Raw genomic sequence first — 15,227 nt, 5'->3', positions numbered from 1 at the left:
GACCACGTCCGAGAATGTCGCCGACCGCACGTCCACCCACCGCCCCACCGCACGCGCAGGGAGCCCGACATGGATCCGGAACTGGCGGCACTGGCCTCATCGGCCGCGACCGCCCTCGTCGGCCGGCTGGCCGCGGACGGCTGGGACCAGGCCCGGCAGGCCGTCGTGGCGCTCTGGCGTCGGCGCCACCCCGAGCGGCCCGAGGAGGCCGAGGTCGTCGAGGCACAACTGGTCGAGGCGCGCGAGGAGTTGCTGGCCGCAGGGGCGGCCGGGGAGGCCGACGACGGCCGGGTCGGGCAGGAGCTGACCGTCGAGTGGCGCACCCGCCTGCGCGACCTGCTCCGTGCCGACCCCGCGCTCGCGGTCGAGCTGCGCCGCGTCCTGGCCGAACTCGAAGGCCGCGACGGCGAGTCCGGGGCCGGCGCCGCACCCGGCGGGAACCGGGTGACGATGCGGGCCACGGCCGCCGACCGGGCCAAGGTCTACATGGCCGGGAACGACCTGCACATCCACGGCCAGTGAGCCTGCCGGAGCCCGGCCCGGACGGTCTCCGCCAGGAGGCCTACGCGTCGGGCGACGCCACCGTCTACATGGCCGGCCGCGACCAGTTCATCGCCACGGGCGTCGTGCACGTCCACTACGGCGGCGACGGCCTGCGCCGCATCGAGCCCGCCGAGGAGGGCGGCGACGACTGCCCGTACCCCGGCATGGCGGCCTTCGAGGCCGCCCAGGCGAAGTGGTTCCTCGGCCGCGAGGCCGTCCTCGCCAAGCTGACCAGCCGCCTCGACGAGTGCCTGCGCGGCGGCGGCGCGGTCGGGGTGGTCGGCGCCTCCGGCTCCGGCAAGTCCTCGCTGCTGCGCGCCGGCCTCGTCCCCGCCCTGGGCGCCGGCGCCCTCCCCGGCTCGCGGCGCTGGCCCTGCCTGCTGTTCACCCCCGGCGAGCACCCGGTGGCCGCCCTCGCCGGACACCTCGCTGCTCTCACCGACAGCGAACCCGCCGCTGTCGAAGCCGAGTTGGCGGACGACCCGCCCGCCCTCGCCGCTCGCCTGCGGGCCGCGCTCGACCGGTACGGCGCCGACCGGCTGGTGGTCGTCGTCGACCAGGCCGAGGAACTGTTCACCCAGGTGGAGGCGACGGCGGAACGGGACCGCTTCGTCGACGCGCTCACGCAATTGGCGAACGGCGCCGGCGCGCCCGCCCTGGTCGTGTACGGCGTGCGCGCCGACTTCTACGGCCGCTTCGCCGAACACCCCGCCCTGCAGGCCGCGCTGGAACGCCGCCAGGTCTTCGTCGGCCCCATGTCGGACACCGAGCTCGCGGAGGCCGTCACCGCCCCCGCCGCGAGCGTGGGACTGACCGTCGAGCCCCGGCTCGTCGACGTCCTGCTGCGCGACCTCGGCGTCGACGCACTCGCCGCCGATCAGCCGGAGGAGGAAGAGGAGGCGGACGACGCCGAGCCCACCCGGCCCTGGCGCGGGTACGACGCCGGACGCCTCCCCCTGCTCGCCCACGCCCTGCGCGCCACCTGGCGGGCCCGCAGCGGCACGACCCTCACCCTCGCCGGCTACCGGGCCTCCGGCGGGATCCACGGCGCCATCGAGGCCACCGCCGAGGACGTCTACCGGGGGCTCGACGAGGAAGGGCGCCGCGCCGCCGAAACGATCCTCCGCAACCTCGTCCGGATCAACGAGGACGCGGAGGACACCCGCCGGGCCCTGCCCGCCGACCGGGCCACCGAAGGCGTCGCGCCGGACGTGGCCGAGGCCGTGCTGGCCGCCTTCACCGAGGGCCGACTGCTCACCCGCAACCGCACCACCGTCCAGATCACCCACGAGGCCCTGCTGAAGGCCTGGCCCCGTCTCCGTGGCTGGCTGGAGACGGACCGCGCCGACCACCTCGTCCGCCAACAGCTCAAGGACGCGGCCGCCGAGTGGGAGGACAAGCGCCACGACCGCTCGCTGCTGTACCGGGGCAACCGGCTGCAAGCCGCCCGCGACGCGACCGACCGGCCCGGCGGCGACCTCGGCTCCACCGTCGCGGCCTTCCTGGACGCCGCGATCCGGTTGAAGCGGCGTACCGCCGCGCTCCGCCGAGGCGCCGTCGCGCTGCTGGTGGTGCTCGCGGTGATCGCCCTGGCGTCCGCGAAGCTGGCCGGCGACCAGAAGGACCGGGCGGACCAGCAGCGCCGGGTGGCCGTCGAACAGGCGGACCTCGCCACGGAACGGCTGATCCAGGCCCAGGCCGACACGCTGCGCGAGTCCGACCCCCAGCTCTCCTTGCGGCTCAGCCTGGCCGCGCTGCGCCTGCACCCGACCCCGGAGGCCCGGTCCGGGATGCTCAGGACCCTGGAGGAGACCCACCTGGAGGGCAGTTCGGCCCGGGGCGCGGTCGGGTCGGGCGTGAGCCTGGCCGCGTTCACCGGGGACGGCGGCACGCTGGCCGTGGTCCCGGACCACGAGCGCGGTACGGTCAACCTCTGGGACACCGCCGAGCTCGGGCAGCCACTCCAACTCGCCTCCTTGAGAAGCGAGTCCACCTCGATCGAGGCGGTGGCCTTCAGCTCCGACCAGCGCCGCCTGGTCACCGTCGGCCGACAGGTCGAGAAGCGGTCGTCCTCCGATGCCGACGTCGCCCTCTGGGACCTGACGGATCGCCACCGTCCGCGCCGCCTGCCCTTCCACGCCGACCCGGGCGTGCGGGTGCGAGGCGCGGCCATCAGCCCGGACGGCCGGACCCTGGCCCTCGTGGCGGACGAACCGACGACCACGCTGGCCCTGTGGGACATCGCAACCGGTGGCACTCCCCGGCAGCTGGGAAGCCCGGTGCCGGCGGTGCAGGCGGAGCACGTGATCTTCAGCTCCGACGGCCGCCTCCTGATCACCGGCGCCGGGTCGATCGAGTACCGGGGCGACGCGCTCACCTCGTCGTCGATCGTCCGCGGCACGGGCTGGCAGGTCTGGGACGCCGCGGATCCGGCCGCGCCGAAGGCGACGGCGGCCCACGGGCCGTGGAGCGGGCAGTTCGCGCTCAGCCCGACCGCACCGCTGCTGGCCGAGAACCGGGACCGGACGGTCACCCTCTGGGACCTCGCCGACCCGCGCGCCCCCAGCAAGCGATCCACTCTGACCACCGCCGCCGACGTTTCGGCGTTCGCGTTCGGCCCGGACGGCCGGTCCCTCGTCACCTCCACCTCGAACGGAGGCTCCGTCCTCTGGGACATCACGGACCCGGCGAACCCGCGCTCCCGGGCCGAACTGGTCGGCTCGCACGGTGCCGCGCCCGGCTCTCACGGTGCGGCGCCCGGCTCCGGCGGCAAGGACCTCGGGACGACGTACGCCAGGTCGTTCGACCGGATCCAGTCCGTCGCGTACAACGGGACCGGCGGCCGGATCGTCCTCGCGGCCGCGGACGGGACGCTCTCCCAGTGGTCGATCGACGGCCGCCCGCTACCGGCGAGGACCGCGACGCTGCCACGCACGAACCTGGCCGCTGCCGCGTACAGCGTGGACGGCAACCGGCTGGTGACCGGGGAGTGGTCCGGCGACGCCCGGATCTGGGACACCTCCGACCCGGCCCGGCCCAGGGAGTCGACGGTGCTGCCGGGCAAGGCCGACTGGCCCGCCGTGGCGGTGGCCTTCAACCGGGATGCCACCGTCGTGGCGGTGGGCACCCGGTACGGTGAGTCCGCCAGGCAGGGCGAGGTCGTGCTCTGGGACGTCTCCACGCCGGCCGCCCCCAGGCGGACGGCCACCCTGCAACTGCCGTCCGGTGTCGGGTCGCTGGCCTTCAGCCCCACCTCCGACCTCCTCGTCGTCACCGGCGGCAGGTTCTTCGAGGACACCTGGGTGGGCTTCTGGAACACTCGCGCCCCCGACCCGCCCCGTCAGCTCAAGCTGATCGACCGACTCGGCGTGGCGGTGTCCGACGCCACGAAGAAGGCGCACCCCGACCGCACGCCACCCGCGTTCGACTTCGATCCCCAGCTGCTGATGGTCCACGAGCCGACCGTGTTCGGCCCGGACGGGCGGCGGCTGGTCCTCCCGTCCTCGCTGTGGGACGTCTCGGACCCGGCCGCACCGGTCCTGGTGCCCGTGGTCCAACCGGCCGGCCCGGTGCCTGCCGCAGCCCGCCCGTTCAGCGGACCGGGCGGGGCCGCGTTCAGCCCGGACGGACGGCTCCTGGCCGAAGGCTCCGGAGACGGCGTCAAGCTCTGGCCGCTGGGAGCGGGCATCGGGCCGTCCGCGACGGGCCTGCTGCCCATCACCCCGAGCACCCACGAGGCCCACATCGACTACCACCCCGGCGGAAACCTGGTCGCGGTCGGCCAGGACAACGGCCTCGTCCGCCTCTACGAGGTCGCCGACCCGGCCCTGCCGGGCCTGGCCGTCGACCTGCCCGACTCCGCCGCCGACGTGCAGGCCGTCCGCTTCAGCCCCGACAAGAAGACGCTGCTCGTGCTCCGCACCGACGGCACAGCCCAGATCTGGGACCTGGGCGCGCTGCCCGCCATCGCCGCCGACCCGGTCGGCCTGGCCTGCCGGATCGCCGCGGGCGGACTGTCCAGGAAGGACTGGGAGGGCGGCTACGCCGCCGGCCTGCCCTACCAGGACACCTGCGCGCGGAGTTGACGGAGCCGGGCGGTACGGCACAGGAGGCAAACCCACTCCCCGCCACTCTCAACGTATAGCGCACCCGGGGCCTTGCCGCAAGACCCCCGGTGCGCCCCAGAATGTCCCACTCAAGGCTGGAGCAGGGCGAGTTGGGAGATTCACGAGATGCGAGTGGTGCTGTCCACGTACGGGTCGCGCGGGGACGTGCAGCCGTTGGCCGCACTGGCGGTGCGGCTGCGGGAGGCCGGGGTGCGGGCGACGGTGTGCGCGCCGCCCGACGAGGAGTTCGCGCGGCGGCTGGCGGTCGCCGGGGTGGAGATGGTGCCGGTGGGGGAGTCGGTGCGCTCGCTGGTGACCGGGCCGCCGCCGCAGCCCGGCGACTTCCCCAAGCGGGTGGCCGCGCTGGTGGAGCAGTTCCATGCGGCGGTCGGCGCGCTGGCGGGGCCGGGCGACACGGTGGTGGGCACCGGGCTGTTCCCGGCCATCGCCGGCGCACAGGCGGCGGCCGAGCGGGTCGGCGCGCGCTTCGTCTACGCCGCGCTGCAGCCCAACGCGCTGCCCTCGCCGCACCACCCGCCGCTGGAGTACCCGATGCACCCCTTCCCGCCGGGCGTGACCGACCCCCGGGAGCTGTGGGAGCTGAACGTCGGCGTGATGAACGCGCTGTTCGCCGAGCCCGTCAACGGCTTCCGGACCTCGGTCGGCCTGGCGGCGGTGGACAACGTCCGCGACCACGTGTTCACCGAGCGGCCGTGGCTCGCCACCGACGCCGTCCTCGGCCCCTGGGTGCAGCCCGCCGAACTCGCCGTCGTCCAGACCGGCGCCTGGCTGCTCGCGGACGAACGCCCGCTGCCCGCCGAGCTGTCGGCGTTCCTGGACGCCGGGCAGGCGCCGGTGTACGTCGGCTTCGGCAGCATGCCGCTGCGCGGCGCGCCCGACGCCGCCGAGGCCTGCGCCCGGGCCGGCGTCGCGGCCGCCCGCGCGCACGGGCGCCGGGTCGTCCTCGCGCGGGGCTGGGCCGGGCTGGACCGCGTCGACGACCGGGGCGACTGCCTCGTCGTCGGGGAGGTCAACCAGCAGGCGCTGTTCGCCCGTTGCGCCGCCGTCGTGCACCACGGCGGCGCGGGCACCACGACCGCCGCCGCGGCCGCCGGCGCGCCGCAGGTCGTGGCGCCGCAGATCGCCGACCAGCCGTACTGGGCGCGGCGGGTGGCCGAACTCGGCATCGGCGCCGTCCACGACGGGCCGGCGCCGAGCACCGACACCCTCACGGCCGCGCTCGCCCGGGCCCTCGACGGCGCCGTGCGCGAGCGGGCGGCCGACGTCCGGGGGCGGATCCGGACGGACGGGGCGGCGGTCGCGGCCCGGCTGCTGATCGACGGTCAGGGCCGACGGGCGGGTGGTGAAGGCTGACGGGTGGTGAAGGCTGACGGGTGGTGAAGGCTGACGGGTGGTGGCCGGTGGCCGGTGGCCGGTGGCCGGGAGTCGGGCGGTGGCCGGAAAGCCGGGGCCCGGCGACCTGGCGACCCGGCGAAATGTGCTGGTGCGCCGAGGCTCCCGGCGGCGAGACTGGGTGGATGGAGACCTCACTGCCCTCGACCACCCCCGCGGACGCCGAACTCGCCGAACTCTGGCGCCAGCACGGGGAGGCGCCGTTCCCGGACAGCGTCAAGCGCAACGAGATCGACGGCATCGACCTGGTGTACCTCGACTCCGCCACGGCCGGCCTGGTCACCAGCGAGGTCAACCACCGCGGCCTCGACCGGCAGGGCGTCGCCATGCTCCACCAGTGCTGCGCCGAACTCGACACCGTCGTCCCGCGGATCACCGACCCGGACGCCCGCGCCTACTACGAGCGGCTGCGCGTCATCGCCCGCCTCGTCGCGGCGCGGTACGTTCCCGAGCCGGAGCCCGAGGCGGTGTGACACCGCCGGGCGGCGGCGGTCCTTGAGGGCCGCCGGCGCCCGGTCGGCTCGGTGGCCTGGGCGTCAACGGAACAGCGTGGTGCCCTCGTTGGGCATCTTCTGGCCGTCCTGGTCGAAGAACTCCCACAGCGTCGACCGCTTGTCCTGCGGCTGCGCCAGCGCGACCACCCGGATCGGGGAGAAGGGCACGACGACGATCGGCACCTCCGTCCTGGTGCCGTCCGACCAGGTCACGAACACCTTGCCGACCCGGGGCCCGAGGTCGACCAGCCCGATCTCCGCCGGGAAGAACGGGCCCGGGTCGTCCTTGCCGTAGTGGCCGAGCATGCCGGCGCCGAAGGTGGTCTGGCGCGAGGCCTGCTCCGAGATGTGCCCGTCCGCCACGATGCTGCCGCCGCTGTCGTGGCCCTGCCGGACGCCGTCCACCTCGACGTAGTCGTTCACCAGGTCCGAGTCGGGCTGCCAGTACTGCCGGACGAACTCCTCGGTCGGCCTGGTCAGCCGCGGATCGTAGGCGCTGCGCTCCTGCCACAACGCGACCGCCTGCTCGTACGCGCGCTCCTTCGGCGCGAGCGGCCAGATCGCCCGCCACACCTTCCACGCGTGGCCGTTGGTGGTGCCCTCGGCGAGCAGCGTCCGGGCCGGCCTGAGCGGATCGCGCTTCGCCAGGGCGGCCGCCGGATCCGGCGCCGCCGCCGGCACCAGCGCCGTCGCACTGCCGCTCCCCGTCGGCGCCGGACGCAACTGCGCCAGCGCGCCGCCGCCCAGCGCCACCACCGAGGCCAGCGCCACCGCACCGACCACCGTGAGGCGACGGCGCCGGATCCGGCGGCCGCCCTGCACGATGTCCGCCAGCGGCGCCGGGACGATCCTCGTCCCGGCTGCCGCCTCGGCCATGCCCAGGCCGATCCACACGTCCGCGTCGTGGTCACCGTTCGAGCTCATACCGTACCTCCGATGTGGGTCCTGTCCTTGAGTTCCACCAGCGCCGACACCTGGCGGAGCTTGGCGATGCCCTTCGCCGCGTGACTGCGCACGGCGCCGACCGAGCAGCCCATGGCCGTCGCCGTCTGGCTGTCGCTCAGGTCCTCCCAGTGCCGCAGCACCACCGCCTGGCGCTGGCGCGGCGGCAGGGTGGCCAGCGCGGCCAGCAGCGCCCCGCGCTGGTCGGAGCGGGCGTAGCCGTCCTCCGTGCCGGCCGCGTCCGGCACCGCCTCCACGAGCAGCTCCGGCGGCCGGCGCCGGGTGCGGCGGGCGTGCTGGTTCACCAGGATCCGCCGCACGTAGGCGTACGGGTCGTCGGCGCGGCGCACCTTCGACCACGACGCGCAGGCCCGCTCCGCGGCGGACTGCACCAGGTCCTCCGCCGCGTACTGCTCGCCGGCCAGCAGGTACGCCGTCCGCAGCAGCCGCGGCCAGACCGCGATGACGAACGCCTGGAACTCCTCGTCCCGGTCGCCCTTCGGTTCTCCCATCGAGCACCTCCTCACCCACCTAGAGCCCGGGGGCGGGGGAAAGCGCTTACCCGCCGCCCCGCCGCTCCGCCGCCCGCCCCTCTGCCCGGTGCCACGGCCCGGGGGGTGCGGCGGGCTCAGCGGGGTGCGGCGGGGCCGGCGGTGTGGGGGTGTGGGGTGTGTGGGGGCACCGTAGGGTGTCGGCCATGCACAGTACGCTGACGGAGTACGCCCGGTGCCTCTACGGGGACGAGTACGGGCCCGTGCCCGACTGCCCGGAGGAGCACTCGCGGGACTTCTTCGTCGAGCGGCTCACCTTCGCCGACGCGGACGCGATCCTGGCCATGCTGCGCGAACTGTGCCCGTACCTGGTCGACGGGCAACTGCCGGTGTGGGTGCGGAACCTGGCCTACCGGCTCGCGCTGCTGCAACGCCCCGACGACCCGGAGCTGATGCGCGAGGCCGCGCGGAGCCTGTGGTCGCACGGCCCGGACTGGGACGACATCGCGGCGGACCTGGAGCGGCGCGCCGACGCCCTGGAAGCGTCGAGTCCGGAGCGCTGAACCCGCCGGACCCGTCGAGCCTGAGGCCCCGTGCCTGAGGCTCCCGTACCTGAGGCTCCCGTACCTGAGGTCCCCCGTACCTGCGCCGCGTCCGGCCGACGCGCGCGACACCGGCCCGCCCCCGGCGTGAACGCCCGCACACGATACGTTGCTGGAGCGCCTGTTCGAGCGGCCCGGTCGGCCGGGTCCGGCAGGCGAACGGGACGGAGGGGGATCCATCGTGCGGATCGGTACGCGGACGTTCTCGGACGGTGTCGTCGAGTACCGCTTCACCCACGGCGACGTGCCCGGCGTGCTCTGGCGGCCCACCGGCCCGATGCGGTACGGCCGGCCGCTGGTGCTGCTCGGGCACGGCGGCGGCCAGCACAAGCTGGCACCGGGACTGGTCGAGCGGGCCCGCCGGTTCGTCGCGGACGCGGGCTTCACGGCGGTGGCGCTCGACGCGCCCGGCCACGGGGAACGGCCGCGCACGGCGGCGGACGAGCGGTTCGTCGGCGAGATCGCCGAACTGCAGGCCGCCGGCCGGCCGATCAGCGCCTGGGTCGCCCGGCACACCGCGGCCGTCGCCGAGCGGGCCGTGCCCGAGTGGATCGCCGTCCTGGACACCCTGGCGGAGGAACTCGAAGGCCGGGGCCCGATCGGGTACTGGGGACTGTCGCTGGGCAGCGTGATCGGCATCCCGCTCGCCGCCGCCGAACCGCGCATCGGCGCCGCCGTGTTCGGGCTGACCGGCCACGAGTCGCAGACCGAGCCGGCCGCCCGGGTCACCGCGCCGCTCGACTTCCTGGTGCAGTGGGACGACGCCCTCGTCCCGCGCGCCTGGGCACTCGGCGTCTACGACGCCTTCGGCTCCCCGGACCGCACCCTGCACGCCAACCCGGGCGGCCACGGCGACGTGCCCGAGCGGCAGCTGGCCGCCGCCGAGGGCTCGCTGCGGCGGCGGTTGCTCGGGGAGGAGTGAGCGCCGGTGCCGTGCGCCGGTGCTTCTGGGCGGGTGTCCGGGTGGTGACATCCGGGTGACCGCCGGGGCCGGGCGCCACTAGGGTGCGCGGCATGAGTGAGCACCAGGGGGCGGAGGGCCCCGCCGCGGCCGGCCGTGCGCTGCCTGCCTCGGCGCTGCCTGCCTCGGCGGTGTCCGCCTGGGCGGTCGCCGTCCTGCGCGGGTTCGGCCAGGTCGCGTTCATGCGCTCCGCCGCCTGCGGACTCCTCTTCGCCGCCGCCCTGTTCGCCGCCGACTGGCACTACGGCGCCTACGGCCTGCTCGGCTGCGCCGCCGCCACCGCCGTCGCCCACGCCCTGGGCCTCGGCGGCGGGGCTGCCGCCGGAGCGGGCGAAGCGGTCGGAGCCGTCGATGCCGTCGAATCCGGGCTGTACGGGTACAACGGCTGCCTGGTGGCCCTGGCCTGCGCCGTCCTGCTGGACCCGGGCCGCCCCGCCACGGTGGCCGTCGCCGTCCTCGGCGCCGCCGTCACCGTGGTGCTCTCGGCAGCCCTCGGCGCGCTGCTCGGCCCCCGGCGCCTGCCCGTCCTGACCGCGCCGTTCTGCCTGGTCGCCACCGCCGTGACCGTCGCCGCGCCCGGCTTCCGGCGCCTGTGGCCCGACCCCGCCGCCCCGGCCGCCGCCCTGCCGGCCCCGGCCGCCGGGCCGGGCGCACTGACCTGGGACCAGCTCTGGCACGGCTTCCTCGCCGACTTCGGGCAGGTCTTCCTGCTCCCGCAGTGGTACTGCGGCCTGCTGGTCCTGGCCGGCCTGCTCGCGGCGAGCCGGACCGCCGCGCTGACGGCTTGCGCGGGCAGCGCCATCGCCCTGCTCACCGCCTGGGCGCTCGGCGCGCCGGGGGAGCAGGTCGGCCAGGGCCTGTACGGCTACAACGGCGTGCTGACGGCCCTCGCGCTCTGCGGGGCCCGCCTCCCGCCCGGCGCGCGCAGCGGGGCGTACGCGTTGCTCGGCGCGGCGGCCGCCACCGTCCTCACCCCGGCGCTCGGCGCGATCGCCGCGCCCTCCGGCGGCCACGCCTTCACCTGGCCGTTCGTCCTGACCACCCTGCCGCTCCTGGCAGCCGTCCCGGCGATCCCGCGCCTGCGGCCGGCTCAGGAACCGGCACGCTCGTAGCCGCCCGCAACCGGCTCCCCGCCGTCGACGGACGTGCGTCCCGTACCGGCGCCCTCAGGGGTGTGGACGCCGGTACGGGAAGCCCCGGGCGCACGCCGGCCCCTCAGCACGCCGACGCCCGCGAACCCGCTCCACCCCTGTCCACGGACGCCGCGGCCCAACGGGTTCAGCACACCGACAAATTTTCTTCCACGGAGTCAAACCGCAGGTCAGCACGGGTAGTTATGGCCGCCCTCGATCACCTGCCCGGAGCGGACAGGCCCCTTCCGTTCCTCGATCGAGTCTGACAGCATCGTCCGCTATCCGGCGAACCGCCGCCGGTGATCCGTGCGCAGACGGGTCCCCAGCATTCGCCGAAAGCACCCGGAGGAGACGTGACCAGCACCGCGGCAGAGGACCGACGCCGCCGCGTGCGGTGGGTCCGCACCAGGCTGCGCGCCGACGTCCCGGCCGCGCTGCTCACGGCGGCCCTCGCCCTCGTCACCGTGTTCCTCGCGGCCGCCTTCCCGCGGGTCCAGGACCGCGGCGCCGACGCCGCGCTGCGGGACTACGTGGGCCACCGCAGTCTCCACACGACCAGCCTGCAGTACACCTCCCGGACCCGCCCGGCCGACACCGCCGCCGACCTCGCCGCCCTGCACGACACCCTCGCCGCCCGCCTCGGCACCGCACTGACCCTGTCCCCGCCCGGCGAGGCCCACGGCGCCCGGGCCCTCGGCCAGGCCCCGCTGAACAATCCGGGCTACACCCGGATCGTCCGGAGCACCGCCCCGACGATGGACCTGCTCTACCTGCACGGCCTCGCCGACCGGGTGACCCTCACCGACGGCACCTGGCCCGGACCGGCTGCCGCGGACGGCCCGCTGCCGATCGTGCTGAACCGCCGCGCCGCCGAGACCATCGGCATCAGGATCGGCGACACCATCGACAACGGCACCGACAAGTCCGGTGCGCCGCGCAGCACTTCGGTGGTCGGCTTCTACCGGGTCAACGATCCGCAGGACCCGTTCTGGGACGACCTCGGCTGCCCGGACCGCGCCTGCCTGCGCCTCGACGGCCTGGGCAACAACTGGTGGCAGACCACCGCGTTCACCGGCGCCGACAGCCTCCCCGCCCTCGCCCGCTGGGGCGCGGGCGCCGAGGACTTCTGGCGGCTGCCCGTCGACCCCGCCGCCCTGCGCGCCGACCGGCTCGACCACACCCGCGCCACCGTCCGCTCCTTCCTGACCGGGCGCGACGCCAAGACGCTCGTCGCCGCGACCGGCCGCACCGACCTGCGCACCGCCTCCTTCCTGCCGGACACCCTCGACCGCGCGGACGCCCGCTACCGCGCCGCCATGCCGCTGGGCACGATCGGACCGGCCGCCGTCGCGGGCACCGCCGCCGTGGTGCTGTGCCTGGCCGCCGCGCTCACCACCGACCGGCGCCGCGCCGAGATCCACCTGCTGCGGGCCCGCGGCGGCTCGCGCGGCGGCGTGCTGCTGCGGCTGCTCGGCGAGGGAGCGGTCACCGTCCTGCCCGCCGCCGCGCTCGGCACCGCGCTGGCCCTGGTGCTGCTGCCCACCCCGCGCTGGGGCCACGCGGTGACGGCCGCGCTCGCCGCGACCCTGCTCGCCCTGCTGGCCTTCCCCGCCCGGGCCGCGCTGCTGTGGTCCGGGCCGCGGGTGCGGGCGGGGGCGGGGGTGCGGGTGCCGTCGCGGGCGCGGTTGAGGACGAGGCCGAGGACGAGGACGAGGCCGAGGTCCCGGTCGGGGGCGGCCGGTGGACCGCGCCGGCTGGTCGGCGAACTCACCGTCCTGGCCGTGACCGTCGCCGCCGTGGCCGAAGCCCGCCGACGCGGCCTCGGCCACCCCGGCGCCGCCTCCGACCCCCTGCTGATCGCCGCGCCCCTGCTGATCGCCGTCACCGTCGGGCTCCTGCTGGCCCGCCTCCAACCGCTGCTGATCGGCCGACTGGCCGCGCTCGCCCGCCGGGGCCGCGGCCTGATCGGCTTCCTTGGCCTCGCCCGTGCCGCGCGCGGCACCACCGGCCGCCGCCGGGCCTCCGCGCTCCCGCTGCTCGCCCTGCTGATCGCCGTCACCGCCACCGGCTTCGGCGCCACCGTCCTCGACACCGTCGACCACAGCCGGCTCCGCGCCGCCCGCCTCGCCACCGGAGGCGACATCGCCGTCACCGTCCCCGACTTCGCCACCCTGCCCGCCTCGTTCACCGACGCCGCCGCCGACCTGCCCGGCGTCCGCGGCGCCACCGCCGTCCGGGTCGAACCCCGGGCCCTGTTCGTCGGCGCGGGCGCCGACTACACCAAGGTCATCGCCGTGGTCGCCGAACCGCAGGCGTACGCCGAACTCGCCCGCGCCGCCGGAACCGACACCTTCGACCCGGCCGCGCTCACCGGCACCCCCGGCGGCCCCGACACCCCGGTGCCCGCGCTCTTCAGCCGCGACCTGGCCGCCCGCCTCGCCGCCGGCCCGCCCACCCTGCACCTGCCCAGCGGCAGCGTCCTGCGCACCACCGTCGCCGGGACCGTCACCACCACCCCCGCCCTGCCGGACCCGGGCCTGCCGTTCGTTGTCGTCCCCGCCGGCCCCGCCGCCCACCGCCTGCCCGAACTCGCACCGCCCACCGCCTGGCTCGCCGCCGGCGACCCCGACCCCGAACAGGTCAGGACCCTGCTGCGCGAACGCGGCCTCACCCGGACCACCGGCATCATCGACCTCATCCAGGCCGACGCCACCGCCGCCGGCCGCGCCACCCACGGCCTCCCGCCCGGCTACGCCGTCCGCAGCAGCCGCGAGATCGCCGCCGACCTCGCCGACGACCCCCTCCAGCAGGCCGCCGGCCGCCTCTTCCGCCTCGCGGCCGTGGCCGCCGCCGGATTCGCCCTGCTCGCCGTCCTCCTGACGCTGCTGCGCGCCGCACCCGACCGCGCCGCCGTCCTCGCCCGGCTGCGCACCATGGGCCTGCGACCCCGGCAGGGCCTCGCCCTGATCGTCGCCGAAGCCCTGCCCGAGACCCTCACCGCCACCGCGGGCGGCGGCCTCGCCGCCCTCGCGGCCGTCGCCCTGCTCGGCCCCGCCCTCGACCTGTCCAGCCTGGTCGGCGCCCGCGTCGGCCACGCCCTGGCCCCCGAGCCGCTACCCGTCCTGCTGCCTGCCGGCGGCCTGGCCCTGCTGATCGGTCTCGCCGTCGTCCTGGAGACCCTGGTCGCCGGGCGGCGCCGACTCACCACCGAACTGCGCGCGGGCGAGCATCCGTGACGGCTGCCGCCGGAGGATCCTAGGCGGCCGGAGCGGTCGGCGGGCTCTCGACCGGGGCCTCGGACGGAGCCTCGATCGGGGCCCCGGACGGAGCCTCGACCGAAGCCTCGATCGGGACCTCGACGACGAAGAACAGGAAGCTCATCTTCGTCGACAGCGCCCGGAAGTCCTTGGGGAACAACTCGCGGGCGGCCGGGTCCGGTTGGGGCTCGCTGAGGACGGCGAGGCGGAAGCCGGCCGCCGTGAAGGCGTCGGTCATCGCGTGCAGCGGCCGACGCCAGAACGTCACCGGGAAGGAGCGCCCGTCGAACGTCCACTCGTCGGTGTAGCTGGTGGTGGCGAAGTAGTCCGGGCGGGGGTCCTGGATCGCGTAGTCCACGAAGGGGTGCTGCACCGAGGCGATCAGCCGGCCGCCGGGCCGCAGCACGCGCCGCAGCTCGGCCAGGGCCGGCCCCCAGTCCTCCAGGTAGTGCAGCACCAGCGAGGACACGACGTCGTCGAACTCGCCGTCCTCGAAGGGCAGTCGGCCATTCAGGTCGGCCAGGTGAAGGTCCGCGTCCTCGCCCAGCCGCCGCCGCGCCAGCTCCAGCATCCCGGCGCTGGCGTCGACCCCGGTGACGACGGCGCCGCGCTCGCGCAGCGCAGCGGCCAGCGGCCCGGAACCGCAGCCGGCGTCCAGGATCCGGCGGCCGGTCACATCACCGGCGAGGGCGACGATCGCGGGCCGCGCGTGGTACGCGTTGAGGATGTTGTTCTCGGTCTCCGCCGAGTACGCCTCGGCGAAGGCGTCGTAGTCGTTCGCGGCATTCAACTCGTTCGCGTCGTTCGCGTCGTTCGCCCGGGCGGGAGTTGAGGGCTGGGCGCCGCCCTTGAGCGCGTCGATCAGGCTGTCCACCCGTCGCAGCCTAGCCCGCCGGCGCGGCCGGCGCGTCCGCAGGCCACGATCCCGTACGCACGACGTGCTCCACGATCCTGAACGCCTCCCCGACCGGCACGGTGTCCTCGTCCGGGTACGTGTCGTGCTGCCCGTTCGAGAGGACGAACCCCCCGCTCACCCCCTCGGCCCCCGGATCCACGGCCTGCCCACCGACGTCGCCCTCCCCGTCCACCAGCACCACCATCGCGCGCTCGCCGTTCGTGACGAACCCCAGCGAGCGCCCGCACGAACTCGCCAACCAGGTCTCCGGCCGCCCCGCCGCCGCCCTCGCCCGCAGCACCTCCACCGCCGCCCCGGAGGGGAGGGGTGCGGCACCGTCGTCATCGACCACCCACGTCTCGCTCATGGGCAGCACGATCCCACGGCCGG

12 protein-coding genes are annotated in these 15,227 nt (G+C 75.9%); 8 read left to right on the top strand and 4 right to left on the bottom strand.

Annotation, left to right across the window (positions count from 1 at the left end):
* Positions 1–69: 69 nt before the first annotated feature.
* The 4 genes from AB2U05_RS06630 to AB2U05_RS06615 all read left to right on the top strand — a co-directional run bounded on the left by AB2U05_RS06630 (position 70) and on the right by AB2U05_RS06615 (position 6,535).
* A complete protein-coding gene (locus AB2U05_RS06630) occupies positions 70–522 on the top strand; it encodes a hypothetical protein (protein WP_369182698.1) in 453 nt (150 codons plus the stop codon).
* Entirely contained in the window at positions 519–4,628 is a 4,110-nt protein-coding gene (locus tag AB2U05_RS06625; protein ID WP_369182697.1) for an AAA family ATPase, read from the top strand. The genes AB2U05_RS06630 and AB2U05_RS06625 overlap by 4 nt, the downstream gene beginning before the upstream one ends.
* A gap of 147 nt (positions 4,629–4,775) precedes the next feature.
* Positions 4,776–6,023 carry a glycosyltransferase gene (locus AB2U05_RS06620; protein ID WP_369182696.1) on the top strand — a complete coding sequence of 416 codons (1,248 nt, stop codon included), beginning with the start codon at positions 4,776–4,778 and terminating at the stop codon, positions 6,021–6,023.
* Positions 6,024–6,187: 164 nt separating this feature from the next.
* Positions 6,188–6,535, top strand: coding sequence for a hypothetical protein (locus AB2U05_RS06615; RefSeq protein WP_052706915.1), 348 nt, complete (start codon positions 6,188–6,190; stop codon positions 6,533–6,535).
* A gap of 63 nt (positions 6,536–6,598) precedes the next feature.
* On the opposite strand, the gene AB2U05_RS06610 is transcribed toward AB2U05_RS06615, so the two are convergent.
* Both AB2U05_RS06610 and AB2U05_RS06605 read right to left on the bottom strand, forming a co-directional pair.
* Positions 6,599–7,480, bottom strand: coding sequence for a hypothetical protein (locus AB2U05_RS06610; protein WP_369182695.1), 882 nt, complete (start codon positions 7,478–7,480; stop codon positions 6,599–6,601).
* Positions 7,477–8,010, bottom strand: a complete 534-nt coding sequence (locus tag AB2U05_RS06605) for a SigE family RNA polymerase sigma factor (RefSeq protein ID WP_369182694.1) — start codon at positions 8,008–8,010, stop codon at positions 7,477–7,479. Before AB2U05_RS06605 ends, AB2U05_RS06610 begins: the two co-directional genes overlap by 4 nt.
* 185 nt (positions 8,011–8,195) lie before the next feature.
* Here AB2U05_RS06605 and AB2U05_RS06600 point away from each other — a divergent pair, with 185 nt between their 5' ends.
* The 4 genes from AB2U05_RS06600 (at position 8,196) to AB2U05_RS06585 (ending at position 13,921) form a co-directional block, all read left to right on the top strand.
* On the top strand, positions 8,196–8,552 hold the full coding sequence (locus AB2U05_RS06600; protein ID WP_045699053.1) for a hypothetical protein: 357 nt from the start codon (positions 8,196–8,198) through the stop codon (positions 8,550–8,552).
* 220 nt (positions 8,553–8,772) lie between these two features.
* Positions 8,773–9,513, top strand: a complete 741-nt coding sequence (locus AB2U05_RS06595; RefSeq protein ID WP_045699051.1) for a dienelactone hydrolase family protein — start codon at positions 8,773–8,775, stop codon at positions 9,511–9,513.
* 92 nt (positions 9,514–9,605) lie between these two features.
* On the top strand, positions 9,606–10,664 hold the full coding sequence (locus tag AB2U05_RS06590; RefSeq protein ID WP_369182693.1) for an urea transporter: 1,059 nt from the start codon (positions 9,606–9,608) through the stop codon (positions 10,662–10,664).
* Between the two features lie 374 nt (positions 10,665–11,038).
* A complete protein-coding gene (locus tag AB2U05_RS06585; RefSeq protein ID WP_369182692.1) occupies positions 11,039–13,921 on the top strand; it encodes a hypothetical protein in 2,883 nt (960 codons plus the stop codon).
* Between the two features lie 19 nt (positions 13,922–13,940).
* Here the strand turns inward: AB2U05_RS06585 and AB2U05_RS06580 are convergent, their stop codons facing one another.
* Complete coding sequence (locus tag AB2U05_RS06580; protein ID WP_107073030.1) at positions 13,941–14,732, bottom strand: class I SAM-dependent methyltransferase; 792 nt, start codon at positions 14,730–14,732, stop codon at positions 13,941–13,943.
* Between the two features lie 94 nt (positions 14,733–14,826).
* Positions 14,827–15,204, bottom strand: a complete 378-nt coding sequence (locus tag AB2U05_RS06575; protein WP_045699045.1) for a hypothetical protein — start codon at positions 15,202–15,204, stop codon at positions 14,827–14,829.
* Positions 15,205–15,227: the final 23 nt, after the last annotated feature.

The organism is Streptomyces sp. Y1 (assembly GCF_041053115.1).
Taxonomy (GTDB): Bacteria; Actinomycetota; Actinomycetes; order Streptomycetales; family Streptomycetaceae; genus Kitasatospora; species Kitasatospora rubellomurina.
Note: the sequence above shows the minus strand (reverse complement) of the source record. Positions and strands in the feature narration are given on the sequence as shown.

What these genes read in the sequence shown, in the direction of transcription:
- AB2U05_RS06630 (WP_369182698.1), top strand. Translation starts at nt 70, where the DNA reads ATGGATCCGGAACTGGCGGCACTGGCCTCATCGGCCGCGACCGCCCTC.
- AB2U05_RS06620 (WP_369182696.1), top strand. Translation starts at nt 4,776, where the DNA reads ATGCGAGTGGTGCTGTCCACGTACGGGTCGCGCGGGGACGTGCAGCCG.
- AB2U05_RS06615 (WP_052706915.1), top strand. Translation starts at nt 6,188, where the DNA reads ATGGAGACCTCACTGCCCTCGACCACCCCCGCGGACGCCGAACTCGCC.
- AB2U05_RS06610 (WP_369182695.1), bottom strand. Translation starts at nt 7,480, where the DNA reads ATGAGCTCGAACGGTGACCACGACGCGGACGTGTGGATCGGCCTGGGC.
- AB2U05_RS06605 (WP_369182694.1), bottom strand. Translation starts at nt 8,010, where the DNA reads ATGGGAGAACCGAAGGGCGACCGGGACGAGGAGTTCCAGGCGTTCGTC.
- AB2U05_RS06600 (WP_045699053.1), top strand. Translation starts at nt 8,196, where the DNA reads ATGCACAGTACGCTGACGGAGTACGCCCGGTGCCTCTACGGGGACGAG.
- AB2U05_RS06590 (WP_369182693.1), top strand. Translation starts at nt 9,606, where the DNA reads ATGAGTGAGCACCAGGGGGCGGAGGGCCCCGCCGCGGCCGGCCGTGCG.
- AB2U05_RS06575 (WP_045699045.1), bottom strand. Translation starts at nt 15,204, where the DNA reads ATGAGCGAGACGTGGGTGGTCGATGACGACGGTGCCGCACCCCTCCCC.